Origin of the sequence: Halorubrum sp. LN27, assembly GCF_016635065.1 — an archaeon.
Classification (GTDB): Archaea; Halobacteriota; Halobacteria; order Halobacteriales; family Haloferacaceae; genus Halorubrum; species Halorubrum salipaludis.
This window is the reverse complement of sequence record NZ_JAEPET010000001.1, coordinates 1,924,904-1,939,076: the sequence shown is the minus strand read 5'-3', so window position 1 is coordinate 1,939,076 and position 14,173 is coordinate 1,924,904. Positions and strand designations below refer to the sequence as shown.

Here is a 14,173-nt window from a genome sequence, read left to right as displayed (position 1 = left end):
CGCCGCAGGCGGCCGCGAGCCAGCACGCGCGAGGGAGTCGCTGGCGGCCGAACGAAGGGAAGGCCGCCAGCGACAGGGCGAGAGCGAAGCTCTCGCTTGCAACCGGACGTAGTCCGGTGACGAGGCTGGGGAGGCGTGAGGCTGCGGTGCTGTGCGGTGCGGGGTGGGACTCAAAGGGGCAGGCGGGAGGACACCACAGGCGACGCAAGCACCGCAGGGAGCGAACGAAGTGAGCGACCGAGGAGCGCAGCGAGCGTGTGGTGTCCTCCCGCCTGGGGCTTTGGAAGTATTCACCGTCGGTACGTCGACAATGACCCGACAATCCGCAGCCACAACACTATCCGGGCCCGAGCCGTATCCGGACGCATGCGCTCCGAAGACGAGGTTCGCGAGCAGTACGAGTTCCTCCGCGAGCAGCTGGACGACGAGGAGATGCAGCACCGCGGCGTCGAGGAGCTGTTCACCCACTACAAGCGCGCGCTCGGCTGGGTGTTAGAAGAAGAACACATGTAGCGCGCGCTCGTTAGGTTTATCAGTCGGTACCCTGTACGAACAGGTGACGCTTCGTCTGGAGGGCCGAAGCGTCAGCGGGGACCAACGGCAGGCCCGACGCGGCTTTTTTCCGCGTCGGGCGTGCCTCTTTCCGACCGACGACAGCATCGAAGAGCGTCCACGCTGTCCTGTTTCCTGATCGCCGATCCGCACGTTCGCGCCGATCGCCTGAGCCGACCGATACCCGCCACAGGCGCCTTCACGGGCGGTCTCGACGCCGTGAGTCGATCGCTCGGTGGAGTAAATATCTCAGCGTACAGAAACAAAATTTCCGGGACGAAACCGCGTTCGAACCGAGCAGACGGTTGAACCGCTGACAGAACGGATCCCGCGAAATCCGCCGATTAGGGCGGGTGACAACGAGATGGGCGTTTCTTATAACGGTATATTTATTTATTCAGGATGGGTATGTACGGACTGTTGCATGTACGACCTCACAGGTTTCCAGCGTGACCTGCTCTACGTGATCGCCGGTCTGGACGAGCCTCACGGACTCGCCATCAAAGAGGAGCTCGAGGACTACTACGAAAAGGAGATCCACCACGGCCGGCTCTATCCGAACCTGGACACGCTCGTCGAGAAGGGGCTCGTCGAGAAGGGCCAACGCGACCGGCGCACGAACTACTACACGCTGACCCGCCGCGGGCGACGCGAGATCGACGCGCGGACCGAGTGGGAGGCGCAGTACATCGACCACTGATCGGTCGAGATCGCCGACGCCCCCGGCGGCTCCGTCGGTCCGTAGCGGTCGGTCCTTCGCCGCCGCGGCTTCGTTTTCAGTCCCCGCATCTTCCCTCTGTCCTCGCATCCTCTCTCTCCTCGCATCGCCCTCTGCCCCCGCATCTCCCTTTGCTCCCGCATCGCCCTCTGCCCCGCTTCCCCCTCTGCCCCGAATCGCCCTTTTCCCGCCGTTCCGCCCGTTTCTTCCCACATCTGGATAGTCTGCGCCGCGAGTTGGACGTTTCTCCAACTGCGCGCGGATCGCCTTTATTTTAATCTCCCCGAGTGCCACACGCAGGCATGGATCGCGACACCGCCGCCCCCGACGTGACCGACCTCCCGGGCGACCGCGCGCGGGAGTGGGTGGAGTACCACCACGAGTCTGCCGCGCCGAGCACGTACGTCTACGAGTTCGTCTGGGACCGCACCGCGCCCGCCGAGGGCCCGTTCTGTACCGACGTCGACGGCAACGTCCTCATGGACTTCACGAGCCACGTCGCCGCCGCGCCGCTCGGGTACAACAACCCGAAGATTATGGAGCCGCTCGCGGAGTTCGACCTCGTCGACCCGCTGAAGATCGCGGGCCAGGACTTCTACGTCGCCGGCGGCGAGTCGCCGGGCGACGGGCTCCCCGGCTCGTCCGGGCTGATGGAGCGGCTCACCGACATCACGTCCCACTACGACATGGACACCGTCTTCCTCTCGAACTCCGGGGCGGAGGCGGTCGAGAACGCGATCAAGATCGCGTACGACGACTCCGGCGGCGCCAAACACGCCATCACCTTCGACGGCGCGTTCCACGGGCGGACGCTCGGCGCGCTCTCGCTCAACCGGTCGAAGTCCGTCTACCGCCGCGACTTCCCGGAGATAAGCGGCGTCCACGACGTGCCCTTCTGCGACGACCGGACCTGCACCGCCGAGACGTGCTCGTGCGGCTTCTTCGCCGACGGCGTCTCGCAGCTCCGGCGGAAGCTCGATCCGGATCGCGGCCACATCGACCCCGACGACGTGGCGTACCTCATCATGGAGCCGATCCAGGGTGAGGGGGGCTACCGGTTCCCCTCGGACGCGTTCGCCGACGAGGTCGCCGCCCTCGTCGACGAGCACAACATCACCCTGATCGCCGACGAGATCCAGTCGGGCGTCGGCCGCACCGGCGAGCTGTGGGGCTCGGACCACTACGCGCTCGAACCCGACGTGATCTCCAGTGCGAAGGGGCTCCGCGTCGGCGCGACGATCTCCCGCTCGGACGTGTTCCCCGAGGAGAAGAGCCGGCTCTCCTCGACGTGGGGCGCGGGCGACATCCTCGCCTCCGCGCAGGGCGCGCTCACGCTCGACGCGATCCGCGAGCACGACCTGCTGGACAACGCCGCGGTCCGCGGGCGACAGTTCAAGGAGACGATGCGCGACGCCGACCTCCCGGGCGTCGACGACGTGCGCGGGAAGGGGCTGATGCTCGCGCTCCAGTTCGACTCGAAGGAGCGCCGCGACGCGGCCATGAAACAGGCGTTCTCGCGGGGGCTGCTCACGCTCTCGTGCGGCTACGACGTGCTCCGCGTCCTCCCGCCGCTCGACGTCACCGAACGCGAGATAGCGCTCGGCTGCGACCTCCTCGCCGCGGCGATCGAAGACGCCGCGTAAACCCGACACCGTCGTCGAGAGCGCTTCCGTCGCGGCCTACCGGTCCGCGAACCACTCCGCGAACTTCTCCAACGCGCGGCCGCGGTGCGACACCGCGTTCTTCCGCTCGGTGTCCATCTCGGCGAACGTCTCGCCGTCGTGTTCGAAGATCGGGTCGTAGCCGAACCCGTCCTCCCCGCGCGGCGCGACGATCCGACCGGGGACGTACCCCTCGAACAGCTTGACCGGGAGGGCGTCCGAGTCATCGGCGTCCGCGTCCGGTCCCGCCGCCGCGGCCGCGTCGCGGTCCCCGCGGTCGACCGGGTCAGGGCTCGCGTCGAACCCGTCGCCGTCGCAGTAGCCGAGCACGCACCGGAACGCGGCGCGGCGGTCGTCGAGGTCGGCGGCGATCTCGTGGACGCGTTCGACCCCCAGCGTCTCCTCGACGTACGAGGAGTACGGGCCGGGGAAGCCGTCGAGCCCCTCGACGAACAGCCCCGCGTCGTCGACGAGCACCGGCTCGCCGGCGTGGCGGTACGCCTCCCGGGCGCCCTGCGCGGCGATCGGACCGAGCTCGGCCGCCTGGATCTCCGGGTAGTCGAAGTCGAGCCGCTCAACCGAGCCGTCCCGGAGGTACCGCTCCGCCTCGTGCACCTTCCCGGGGTTCGTCGTCACGTATCTGAGCACGGATCCCGATGCGGGCGGCCGGAACGAATACCCGTCGGTCGCGGGCGGCGCGGTCGGTTCGACGCCCCGCTCGCCGGTACGTTTTTTGTTGATTCGTCGAAACGACAGCATATGGCCCTCCCGACGTTCGAGAAGAAGCGGCTGATCGGACTCATCGCGGTCCTCTCGTTCGGGCTCACGGCGCTTTTCGCCGTCCTCCTGCCGGGGGTCCTCGAACCGCTGATCCCGGCCACGTTCATCTTCGGCTTCCTCGTGCTCGTCCCGACGGTAGCCCTGCTCGGCGAGGACTTCCCCCTCGTCGAGTCGGAGACGGCGGACGGGGAGTCCGCGGCGGCGACGACCGAGGACCCGCTGGCGACGCTCCGCGAGCGGTACGCGTCCGGCGAGATCGGCGAGGAGGAGTTCGAGCGGAAGCTCGATCGGCTCCTGGAGACCGAGGAGCTGAACGACCGCGCCGACGGCGGGTCCGACCGCGCCGACGGCGGACGGGAGCGCGACCGAGAGCGCGACCTGGAGTTCGAGTAGCCAGTGCGGCCCGGCCGAGACTCGGGGGTTCCGCCGGTCCGACCCGAACGGACATCCTCTTAAGAGCCGACCGACAGGAACGGACGGACATGCTGATCGCCGGAACCGTCATCGCCGACCCCGAGACCGTGATCCCCGACGGCGCCGTCGTCGTCGAGGGAGAGACGATCGCCGCGGTCGGCGACGCCGAGAGCCTCCGCGAGGAGTACCCCGACCGCGAGCGCCGCGAGCTCGACATCGTCGCTCCCGGGCTCGTCGGCGGCCACGTGCACTCGGTGCAGTCGCTCGGTCGGGGGATCGCCGACGACGCCGCCCTCCTCGACTGGCTGTTCGACGCCGTCCTCCCGATGGAGGCGGCGATGGACGCCGACGCGACCCGCGCCGCCGCCGAGCTCGGCTACCTCGAATGCCTCGAGTCGGGGACGACCACCGTCGTCGACCACCTCTCCGTCAACCACGCCGGAGAGGCGTTCGAGGCGGCGGTCGAGACGGGGATCCGCGCGCGACTCGGGAAGGTGCTGATGGACAAGGAGTCTCCCGAGGGGCTGATCGAGGACACCGACGCCGCGCTCGCGGAGAGCGAGTCCCTCATCCGCGAGCACCACGGCGCCGCCGGCGGCCGGGTGCGCTACGCGGTCACGCCGCGGTTCGCCGTCTCCTGTACCGAGGCGTGCCTGCGCGGCTGCCGCGACCTCGCGGACAGCTACGACGGCGTGACGATCCACACCCACGCGAGCGAGAACGAGGACGAGATCGCCGCCGTCGAGAAGGATACCGGGATGCGGAACGTCCTCTGGCTCGACGAGGTCGGGCTCACGGGACCGGACGTGACCCTCGCGCACTGCGTCCACACCGACGAGGCCGAGCGCGAGGTGCTCGCCGACACCGACACGGTCGTCACGCACTGCCCCTCCTCGAACATGAAGCTCGCCTCGGGGATCGCCCCCGTGCAGGACTACCTCGACCGCGGGATCACGGTCGCGCTCGGCAACGACGGACCGCCCTGCAACAACACGCTCGACCCCTTCACCGAGATGCGGCAGGCGAGCCTGCTCGGGAAGGTCGACGCCCGCGACCCGACCCGGCTCCCGGCGCCGACGGTGCTGGAGATGGCGACGACGAACGGCGCGCGTGCGGCCGGCTTCGACCGCCTCGGCACGCTCCGGGAAGGCCAGCGCGCGGACGTGATCGGGCTCACGACCGACCGCACCCGCGCCACCCCCCTCCACGACCCCCTCTCGCACCTGGTGTACGCCGCCCACGGCGACGACGTGACCTTCACCATGGTCGACGGCGAGGTCCGGTACGACGACGGCGAGCACGTCGGGATCGACGCCGACGCGGTCCGCGAGCGCGCCACGCGCCACGCGAAGCGCGTGGTCGACGAGGCGGGCATCGAAACGGCCGAACTGTAGCCGGTCGGCGGAGCGGTCGCGGACGGGCACGGCGGATCCCCGCCGTCACCCGAAAAACCGGTTTGATCCGAACAAATTCGGGACGAGAATCTCCCGTTTATACCCGTTCGGGGGACGTTCGACGAGTCACCATGACGGACCGATCGCGGACGACAGGCGACGACCGCTCTCAGGACGACCAGTCACCGGACGACCAGTCTCCGGACGGGCCCACCGACGCCTTCCGGCGACGCGAGTTCGTCGCGCTCGGCGCGGGCGCAAGCGCGACGCTGCTCGCGGGCTGTGCCGGCGACGGAGGACTCTCGCCGTCCGACGGCTCGGACGGGAGCGACGGCTCGGACGACTCCGACGGCTCCGAGACGCTCACCGGCAACTTCCGACTCCTCATCAGCGACGCGCCGGCCGACATCGACGACTTCGACCAGCTGAACGTCACTCTCGACGAGGCGCGGATCTTCGAGGCGAGCGAGGGAGATGACGAGGACGACGAGGAGGAGAACGACGCAGACGAGGACGAGGGCGAACAGGCCGGCAACGAGACCGAGGAGGACGACTCGCCGAACGGAACCGCGGACGAGGACGACGACGCGGACGAGGACCCGGACGACGGGGGCGACGAGGAAGCAGACGCAGATGAAGAAGACGAGGATGACGACGAAGACGACGAATCCGAAGACGACCGCGGCTTCACCGTCGTCGCCCTCGACGGCGCGACCGTCGACCTGACGCAGGTGATCGAAGAGGACGCCATCGCCGTGTTCGACGGTGAGATCCCGGCGGGAAGCTACGAGAAGATCGAGCTCTCCGTCACCGCGGTCGAGGGGCTCGTCGACGGCGAGGAGGTCGACGTGAAGCTCCCGAGCGAGAAGCTCCAGATCACGAACGGGTTCGAGGTCACACCCGACGAGCCGGTCAGCTTCGTCTTCGACATCAACGTCGTCAAGCGGGGCCCGAACAACGGCTACATCCTCCAACCCGTGATCTCGGGGAGCGGGGTCGCCGGTCGCGATGTCGAAGTGAACGAGATCGGGGACGAGACCGACGACGAGGACGAGGATGAGGACGAAGGCGATGACGATGAGGACGAAGACGACGACGGGGAAGACGGTGCGGACGACGGCAGCGACGAAGACGAAGGCGGCGAGAGCGGCGGAAACGAGACCGACGACGGATCGAGCGACGCCGAAAACGGGACGGCGACGAACGAGACGGAGAGCTGATCCGGGTCGGCACTGACGCTGGCACCGGTACCGAAATCGCAGCCGAACCGAACGCGGCGCCCCGCGCCGATCATGCGGTCGCTTTTTGCCGAGGCGGACCCGACAGGGCGTATGACCATCGACCCGTCGGAAATCGCCGATCTCATCGAGGACGGAATCCCGAACGCCGTCGCCCGCGTGACGACCCCGCGCGTCCACGACGACGAGGACGAGGACGCCCACTTCGCGGCGTGGGTCGTCTCGCCCGCCTTCGACGGGGAGTCGCTCGTCGACCAGCACCAGCGCGTGTACGACGCCGTCGGCGACCACATGACGCGGTCGGTCCACGCCCTGGAGATCAAGACGTACACGCCCGAGGCGTACGCGGAGCACGGCGACGGCGCCCTCGACGACGACCTCCGCGAGGCGGGGCTGTTCCCGGTCGAAGGGGAGTGAGGCCGGACCGATGAACCACGTCGTCGGGCTCGCGCTGCTCGGCGCGGTCGCGTGGGGGTTCTGGGCGATGTTCGCCGACGTCGCGACGCGCTCGATGGCCCCCGAGGCGGCGATGATCGTCTCCTACACGGTCGGGATCGGCGTCGCCGGGCTGTACGTTCTCCACCGCGGGACGACCGTCCTCGGGAACGACCCGACCGCGATCGGGATCGCGGCGCTCGCCGGCGTCGCCTCCGGGATCGGCGCGGTGTCGTACTACGCCGCGCTCCAGGCCGGCGCGTCCGGGGCCGCAACCACGATCACGGCGCTGTACTTCGTCGTCGCCGCGGTGCTCGGCGTCGCGGTGCTCGGCGAGTCGCTCGCGCTCAGCGACATCGCCGGCATCGGCGCCGCGGTCGTCGCCGTCGTGCTGATCGCGTACTGAGCGAGGGCGTCGACTTTTAGGTGTCCGGCCACCGAACGCCGCGGTATGCGACTCCCTCCGTCCCTGTTACAGCGCTTGCGGGACGCCTCGTGGCTGATCGTCGCGATCGTCGTCGCGGCGTTCCTCGGCGTGCAGTTCTTCCGCGGAGAGGCGGTCGCGCCGGGATTCGGCTGGGTGCTGTTGTTGTTTTTCGGCATGACGCTCGGGTTCGTCGCGCTCGCGGGGTGGGCGACGGACCGGGAGTGAGCCGGCGACGACGCCGAGCGCGCGTCCGAGCGGGATCGGCTTCCCGCAGCGCGGGAACCGCGGCCGCTTCCAGTAGCTTTTACCCGGTCTCCCGGGAACGCGCACGCATGGGTGAGGACTACCGCACGGAGGAGGACAGCCTCGGAGAGATGCAGGTGCCGGCGGACGCCTACTGGGGCGCACAGACCCAGCGCGCCGTCGAGAACTTCCCGATCTCGGGGATCGGAATGAGCCGGCGGTTCATCCGCGCGCTCGGGGTCGTCAAGAAGGCCGCCGCGCAGGCCAACCGCGACCTGGGCCTCGTCGACGACGACACGGCGGAGGCGATCGTCGCCGCCGCCGACGAGGTGATCGCGGGCGAGCACGACGACCAGTTCCCGGTCGACGTGTTCCAGACCGGCTCGGGCACCTCCTCGAACATGAACGCCAACGAGGTCATCGCCAACCGCGCCGCCGAGATCGCGGGCGCGGAGATCGGCGACCGGGTCGTCCACCCCAACGACCACGTCAACTACGGCCAGTCCTCGAACGACGTGATCCCCACCGCGATGCACGTCGCCTCCCTGGAGGCCGTCGAGAAGGACCTGGTGCCCGCCCTCGAGACCCTCCACGCGGAGCTTGAGGCGAAGGAGGCCGAGTTCGACGGCGTCGTCAAGACCGGCCGGACGCACCTCCAGGACGCCACCCCGATCCGGCTCGGACAGGAGTTCGGCGGCTACCGGACGCAGGTCGCGAAAGGGATCGAGCGCGCCGAGCGCGCCCAGTCGAACCTCCGCGAGCTCGCGCTGGGCGGCACCGCGGTCGGCACCGGGCTCAACACCCACCCCGACTTCCCGGAGCTGGCGGCGGAGTACATCTCCGACGAGACGGGCACCGAGTTCCGCGAGGCCGACAACCACTTCGAGGCGCAGGCCGCCCACGACGCGATGAGCGAGGCGCACGGCGCGCTCCGCACGATCGCGGGCAGCCTCAACAAGATGGCCAACGACCTCCGCCTGCTCGCCTCCGGCCCCCGCAACGGGCTCGGGGAGGTCGAGCAGCCGGAGAACCAGCCCGGCTCCTCGATCATGCCCGGGAAGATCAACCCGGTCGTCGCCGAGTCGGTCAACCAGGTCCACAAGCAGGTCGTCGGCAACGACGCCGCGATCTCGGCGGGGGCGGCCCGCGGCGAGATCGACCTGAACCTCTACAAGCCCGTGCTCGCGCACAACTTCCTCGAGTCGGCCGAGATCCTCTCGAACGTCGCCGCCACCTTCGGCGAGCGCTTCGTCGCGAAGCTGGAGGCCAACGAGGAGCACTGCGAGACGCGCGTCGAGCAGTCGATGGCGCTGGCGACCGCGCTGAACCCCGCGATCGGCTACGACAAGGCCTCGACGGTCGCCAAGAAGGCCCTGAAGGAGGGGAAAAGCGTCAAGCAGGTCGCCGTCGACGAGGGGTACCTCACCGCGGAAGAGGCCGACGACGTGCTCGACCCCGAGGCGATGACTCACCGCGTCATCCTCGGCGACGAGGACTGAGCGCCGCGGACTCCCCCGAGTCGAACACCGACTTCTGGAGCGCGATTCGCGCCGGATCGGCACCATTTAAGCCGCAGTCGGTCCGGGTTCCAAACGGATGAAACTACACGAACATCAAGCGAAGACTATCTTCGCCGACGCCGGGATCCCCGTACCGGACTCCCGGCTCGCGACGAGCGTCGACGAGGCGCTCGACGCGGTCGACGAGATCGGCTACCCGGCCGCGATCAAAGCGCAGGTCCACGTGGGCGGCCGCGGGAAGGCCGGCGGCATCAAGATCGCGACCGACCGCGAGGAGGCCGAGCAGTACGCCGAGGAGATCCTCGGCATGGACCTGAAGGGGTACACGGTCGACTCCGTGCTCGTCGAGGCGGGCGTCGACTTCGTCGACGAGCTGTACGTCGGCGTCACGATGGACCGCGGCGAGGGCAAGCCGGTCCTGATGGTCTCGACCGAGGGCGGCGTGAACATCGAGGAGGTCGCCGAGGAGAACCCCGACGCGATCGCCCGCGAACACGTCGACCCCTCCTTCGGGCTCCACCCGTATCAGGCCCGCAAAGTCGTCTACGAGGCCGGCGTCGACGCCGACGTGGCGCTCGACGTGGCCTCGATCCTCTCGACGCTGTACGACCTCTACGAGGAGAACGACGCCTCCGAGATCGAGGTCAACCCCGTCATGATCACGGGCGACCGCGACGTGATCGCCGCGGACGCCGTGATGAACATCGACGAGGACGCGCTGTTCCGCCACCCCGACCTCGAGGAGCTGGCCGAGGAGTCCTACGAGGACGACCTCGAACGCAAGGCCGGCGAGTACGGCTTCGACTACGTCCGCCTGTCGGGCAACGTCGGCATCATCGGCAACGGCGCCGGGCTCGTGATGACGACGCTGGATCTGGTCGACTACTACGGCGGCAAGCCCGCCAACTTCCTCGACATCGGCGGCGGCGCGAAGGCAGAGCGCGTCACGCAGGCGCTCGACATGGTGTTCTCCGACGACAACGTCGACGCCGTCGTGTTCAACATCTTCGGCGGGATCACCCGCGGCGACGAGGTCGCCAAGGGGATCAACGAGGCCTTAGAGCAGTTCGACGAGATCCCGAAGAAGGTGGTCGTCCGGCTCGCCGGCACGAACGCCGAGGAGGGGATGGAGATCCTGAACACGGACCTCGTCGAAGTCGAGAAGACGCTGGAGGACGCGGTCCAGCGCGCGGTGCAGAACGCAGAGGAGGTGACCCAATGAGCATTTTCGTCGACGACGACACCCGGGTGGTAGTGCAGGGGATCACCGGCGGGGAAGGGAAGTTCCACGCCGGCCAGATGATCGAGTACGGCACCAACGTCGTCGCCGGCGCGGTGCCCGGCAAGGGCGGCCAGGAGGTCGACGGCGTCCCCGTCTACGACACCGTCGACGAGGCCGTCGAGGAGGAGGACGCGGACGCCTCCGTCATCTTCGTGCCGCCGGCGTTCGCCGCCGACGCGATCTTCGAGTCGCTCGACACCGACCTCGACCTCGCCGTCGCCATCACCGAGGGGATCCCGACCCAGGACATGGCGAAGGTGAACAAGCGCCTGAGCGAGACTGACACCCGCCTCATCGGCCCGAACTGTCCGGGCATCATCACGCCCGGTGAGGCGAAGCTCGGCATCCTCCCCGGCAACATCTTCTCCGAGGGCCGCGTCGGGCTCGTCTCGCGGTCCGGCACCCTCACCTACCAGGTCGTCGACAACCTCACCGAGCGCGGCCTCGGCCAGTCGACCGCCATCGGCATCGGCGGCGATCCGATCATCGGCACCTCCTTCATCGACGCGCTGGAGGCGTTCGAGGCCGACCCCGCCACCGACGCGGTCGTGATGTGCGGCGAGATCGGCGGCGAGGACGAGGAGCAGGCCGCCCGCTTCATCGGCGAGCACATGGACACGCCGGTCGCCGGCTTCATCGCCGGACGCACGGCGCCGCCGGGCAAGCGCATGGGCCACGCGGGCGCCATCGTCTCGGGCTCCGGCACGGGCACCGCCCAGTCGAAGATCGACGCGCTCAACGACGCGGGCGTCCCCGTCGGCGACACCCCGGAGGAGGTCGCCGACCACGTCGAGGACTTCCTGTAAGTCGGTTTCGGGGAGCCGTAACGGAGAACCGCCCCGAACCGGCCGTTTCGCCGCCGTTCTCAGTTTCGGATACCGGAGCGAAAGGTAAAATTACCCGTGGGGAGAGGTGTGACTATGGATACCGATCCCACGGACGGCCGGGGCGGTCCGGGAGCCGACGCCTTCCGGGGATCGGAGCCGGCCGGGGGCGGGCCGCGCCGGGTGCTCCTCGTCGACGACGAGCCGGGCGCGGCCGACCTCGCCGCAACGCACGTCGAGCGCCTCGTCGATCGGGTCGAGACGGTGACGCGGACCGCGCCGGCGGACGCCCTCGACGTCGTCCGCGAGGAGCGGGTGGACTGCGTGGTCAGCGACTACAACATGCCCGGCACCGACGGGCTCGAACTCCTCGAGGCGGTCCGAGCGATCGATCCCGGGCTCCCGTTCGTGCTGTTCACCGGGCGGGGGAGCGAGGAGATCGCGAGCGAGGCGATCTCGGCGGGCGTCACGGACTACCTCCAGAAGGGCGTCGGCCGCGACCGGTACGAGATACTCGCGAACAGCGTCGAGAACGCCCTCGACCGCCGCCGGGCCGAACGCGACCTCCGGGAGGTGAACGCGAAGGTCACCGCGATCCACGAGTTCGCGACCGAGGTGGCGGCGGCCGAGAGCGCCGACGAGGTGTTCGAGCGCGTCGTCGGCGCCGCCGAGGGGATCTTGGAGTTCGACCGCTGCGTCACCGCGCGGCGCCTCGACGACCGGCTCGTCCCCACGGCGCGCTCGGCGAACGTCGGCGAGGACGAGGTCAGGACGTTCGATCTCGGGGAGGGCGTCGTCGGGACCACGGCCGCCGAGGAGCGGACGATCGTCGTCGACAACCTCAGCGTCGACCCGGCGGACCCGGACGACCTCGAAGATCCGGAGACTCCGAGCGGAGCGTCCCCCTCCGAGGAGGGCGGTCGGAGAGAAGGGTCCGACGGCGGGGACGACGGCGACGCGGACGCCTCAGCGGACGGAGCGGAGCTGGCCGACCCGGTCGCGGACAACATCCGCTCGGCGATCAGCGTCCCGATCGGGTCGTACGGCGTGTTCCAGGCGGTCTCGGACGGGTACGCCGCGTTCGACGAGGGCGACGTGGAGTTCGCCGAGCTGCTGGCCGCCCACGCCGCGGACGCGCTCGAACAGCTCGAGACGGAGAACGCGCTCAGGGCCGAACGCGACAAGCTCTCCGCGTTTTTCCGAGACCTGCCGCTCCCCGTCATCAGGACCGCGCCCGCCGAGGGGGCCGATCGGCGGATCGACGCCACGAACGAGGCGTTCGAGGAGACGTTCGGCCTCTCCGAGGCGGACCACGGCTACGAGGAGATCCACGACGCGATCATCCCCGAAGGCAGCGATCCAATCGACGCGAGCGGCGTTCTCGAAGACGGCGAACCGGTCCGGCGGGAGGTGCGGCGGCAGACCACCGACGGGCTCCGCGACTTCATTCTGAACGTGATCCCGGTCGACCGGTCGGAGGAGACGATCGTTTACAACGTCTACGCCGACATCGACGACCAGAAGCGGGTCGAACGCACCCTCCGGCGGCTCCACGAGACGACCCGCGAGATGTTCCGCGGCGGGGACCGCGAGGAGGTCGCGGCGCTCGCCACGCGAGCGGCGATCGACATCCTGGAGTTCCCGAGCAGCGGCGTCCGGCTGTACGACCCCGAAACCGATGCGCTGCTGCCGACCGCGATAAGCGAGGAGGCGACAGAGGCGCTCGGGGAGCGGCCGGCCTTCGGCCCCGGCGACGGGCGGCTCTGGGAGGCGTTCGAGACCGGCGAGCCGATCGTCGTCGACGACCTCGACGCGGTCGACACCGCCATCGGCTACGGCGAGCATCGGAGCCTGCTCGTCGTCCCGCTCGGTGACCACGGCGTGATGCCGCTCGGCTCCCGCGAGCCGGGCTTCTTCGACGACACCGCGGTACAGCTGGCGCGGGTGCTCGGCGCGAACGTCACGGTCGCGCTCAACCACGCTCAGCGCACGGCCCAGCTGCGCGAGCGCGACGCCGAGCTCCAGCGGGAGATAGATCGGTTGGAGAAGTTCGCCGGGCTCGTCTCCCACGACCTCCGGAACCCGCTCAACGTCGCGGCCGGCCGGCTCGGAATGGCGCGGTCGGCCGTCGACGACGGCGAGGCCCTCGACGAGCTCGACCGGATCGGGGACGCCCACGACCGGATGGAGGAGCTCATCGACGACCTGCTCGCGCTGGCGCGCCAGGGCCGGACCGTCGACGAACTGGAGACCGTCTCGCTCGCCGACGCGGCCGCGCGGGCGTGGCGGACCGTCGACACCGCGGACGCGACGCTGGACCCGCCCGGGAGCTCGCTCACCGTCGAGGCCGATCCGGAGCGGCTGCGCACCCTGCTCGAGAACTTGTTTACAAATAGCGTGGAGCACGGTAGCAATCCAGCACCCGACGCCGGCGGCGTCACGGTCAGCGTCGGCGCGCTCCCCGACGGCTTCTACGTCGCCGACGACGGCGCCGGCTTCGACATCGACCCCGAGGAGGCGACCGAGTACGGGACCTCGAGCGATCCGCGCGGAACCGGCTTTGGGCTCGCGATCGTCCGCGAGATCGCGGCCGCTCACGGATGGGAGTTCGAGGTCGTCGACGGGGACGGCGCGCGGTTCGAGTTCCGGACGGGCGACTGACCGGGGTCGGACGCGCCGGCACCG

The 14,173-nt window shown here is 69.4% G+C and carries 14 protein-coding genes; 13 read left to right on the top strand and 1 reads right to left on the bottom strand.

Annotated features, from left to right (window positions below):
* Positions 1–366 precede the first annotated feature (366 nt).
* The 3 genes from JIN95_RS09415 to JIN95_RS09405 all read left to right on the top strand — a co-directional run bounded on the left by JIN95_RS09415 (position 367) and on the right by JIN95_RS09405 (position 2,913).
* On the top strand, positions 367–513 hold the full coding sequence (locus tag JIN95_RS09415) for a hypothetical protein (protein WP_200531254.1): 147 nt from the start codon (positions 367–369) through the stop codon (positions 511–513).
* A 463-nt stretch (positions 514–976) separates the two neighbouring features.
* Entirely contained in the window at positions 977–1,252 is a 276-nt protein-coding gene (locus JIN95_RS09410; RefSeq protein ID WP_095637473.1) for a PadR family transcriptional regulator, read from the top strand.
* 320 nt (positions 1,253–1,572) lie between these two features.
* A complete protein-coding gene (locus tag JIN95_RS09405; protein ID WP_095637474.1) occupies positions 1,573–2,913 on the top strand; it encodes an aminotransferase class III-fold pyridoxal phosphate-dependent enzyme in 1,341 nt (446 codons plus the stop codon).
* A gap of 36 nt (positions 2,914–2,949) precedes the next feature.
* Here the strand turns inward: JIN95_RS09405 and JIN95_RS09400 are convergent, their stop codons facing one another.
* Positions 2,950–3,579, bottom strand: a complete 630-nt coding sequence (locus tag JIN95_RS09400) for a non-canonical purine NTP pyrophosphatase (protein ID WP_200531252.1) — start codon at positions 3,577–3,579, stop codon at positions 2,950–2,952.
* Positions 3,580–3,690: 111 nt separating this feature from the next.
* Between JIN95_RS09400 and JIN95_RS09395 the strand changes: the two genes are divergently transcribed.
* The 10 genes from JIN95_RS09395 (at position 3,691) to JIN95_RS09350 (ending at position 14,149) form a co-directional block, all read left to right on the top strand.
* Positions 3,691–4,104, top strand: coding sequence for an SHOCT domain-containing protein (locus JIN95_RS09395; RefSeq protein WP_200531251.1), 414 nt, complete (start codon positions 3,691–3,693; stop codon positions 4,102–4,104).
* Positions 4,105–4,193: 89 nt separating this feature from the next.
* Complete coding sequence (locus JIN95_RS09390; protein ID WP_200531249.1) at positions 4,194–5,519, top strand: 5'-deoxyadenosine deaminase; 1,326 nt, start codon at positions 4,194–4,196, stop codon at positions 5,517–5,519.
* A gap of 131 nt (positions 5,520–5,650) precedes the next feature.
* Positions 5,651–6,739: a DUF4382 domain-containing protein gene (locus JIN95_RS09385; RefSeq protein ID WP_200531247.1), complete on the top strand. Its 1,089-nt coding sequence runs from the start codon at positions 5,651–5,653 to the stop codon at positions 6,737–6,739.
* Between the two features lie 111 nt (positions 6,740–6,850).
* Positions 6,851–7,174, top strand: a complete 324-nt coding sequence (locus JIN95_RS09380; protein WP_095637478.1) for a BolA/IbaG family iron-sulfur metabolism protein — start codon at positions 6,851–6,853, stop codon at positions 7,172–7,174.
* A 10-nt stretch (positions 7,175–7,184) separates the two neighbouring features.
* Positions 7,185–7,598 carry an EamA family transporter gene (locus JIN95_RS09375; RefSeq protein WP_200531246.1) on the top strand — a complete coding sequence of 138 codons (414 nt, stop codon included), beginning with the start codon at positions 7,185–7,187 and terminating at the stop codon, positions 7,596–7,598.
* A gap of 45 nt (positions 7,599–7,643) precedes the next feature.
* Positions 7,644–7,844, top strand: coding sequence for a hypothetical protein (locus tag JIN95_RS09370; RefSeq protein WP_200531244.1), 201 nt, complete (start codon positions 7,644–7,646; stop codon positions 7,842–7,844).
* A 107-nt stretch (positions 7,845–7,951) separates the two neighbouring features.
* Complete coding sequence (locus JIN95_RS09365; RefSeq protein ID WP_095637481.1) at positions 7,952–9,361, top strand: class II fumarate hydratase; 1,410 nt, start codon at positions 7,952–7,954, stop codon at positions 9,359–9,361.
* 97 nt (positions 9,362–9,458) lie between these two features.
* The gene (gene sucC, locus JIN95_RS09360) at positions 9,459–10,604 is read left to right on the top strand and encodes an ADP-forming succinate--CoA ligase subunit beta (protein ID WP_095637482.1); all 1,146 of its coding nucleotides are present in this window, start codon (positions 9,459–9,461) and stop codon (positions 10,602–10,604) included.
* On the top strand, positions 10,601–11,470 hold the full coding sequence (gene sucD, locus JIN95_RS09355) for a succinate--CoA ligase subunit alpha (protein WP_095637483.1): 870 nt from the start codon (positions 10,601–10,603) through the stop codon (positions 11,468–11,470). Before sucC ends, sucD begins: the two co-directional genes overlap by 4 nt.
* Before the next feature lie 114 nt (positions 11,471–11,584).
* On the top strand, positions 11,585–14,149 hold the full coding sequence (locus tag JIN95_RS09350) for a GAF domain-containing protein (protein ID WP_200531243.1): 2,565 nt from the start codon (positions 11,585–11,587) through the stop codon (positions 14,147–14,149).
* Positions 14,150–14,173 lie beyond the last annotated feature (24 nt).

Coding starts and splice junctions, on each gene's coding strand:
- JIN95_RS09395 (WP_200531251.1), top strand. CDS start 3,691: ATGGCCCTCCCGACGTTCGAGAAGAAGCGGCTGATCGGACTCATCGCG.
- JIN95_RS09370 (WP_200531244.1), top strand. CDS start 7,644: ATGCGACTCCCTCCGTCCCTGTTACAGCGCTTGCGGGACGCCTCGTGG.
- sucD (WP_095637483.1), top strand. CDS start 10,601: ATGAGCATTTTCGTCGACGACGACACCCGGGTGGTAGTGCAGGGGATC.
- JIN95_RS09410 (WP_095637473.1), top strand. CDS start 977: ATGTACGACCTCACAGGTTTCCAGCGTGACCTGCTCTACGTGATCGCC.
- JIN95_RS09405 (WP_095637474.1), top strand. CDS start 1,573: ATGGATCGCGACACCGCCGCCCCCGACGTGACCGACCTCCCGGGCGAC.
- JIN95_RS09350 (WP_200531243.1), top strand. CDS start 11,585: ATGGATACCGATCCCACGGACGGCCGGGGCGGTCCGGGAGCCGACGCC.
- JIN95_RS09390 (WP_200531249.1), top strand. CDS start 4,194: ATGCTGATCGCCGGAACCGTCATCGCCGACCCCGAGACCGTGATCCCC.
- JIN95_RS09415 (WP_200531254.1), top strand. CDS start 367: ATGCGCTCCGAAGACGAGGTTCGCGAGCAGTACGAGTTCCTCCGCGAG.
- JIN95_RS09365 (WP_095637481.1), top strand. CDS start 7,952: ATGGGTGAGGACTACCGCACGGAGGAGGACAGCCTCGGAGAGATGCAG.
- JIN95_RS09380 (WP_095637478.1), top strand. CDS start 6,851: ATGACCATCGACCCGTCGGAAATCGCCGATCTCATCGAGGACGGAATC.
- sucC (WP_095637482.1), top strand. CDS start 9,459: ATGAAACTACACGAACATCAAGCGAAGACTATCTTCGCCGACGCCGGG.
- JIN95_RS09375 (WP_200531246.1), top strand. CDS start 7,185: ATGAACCACGTCGTCGGGCTCGCGCTGCTCGGCGCGGTCGCGTGGGGG.
- JIN95_RS09385 (WP_200531247.1), top strand. CDS start 5,651: ATGACGGACCGATCGCGGACGACAGGCGACGACCGCTCTCAGGACGAC.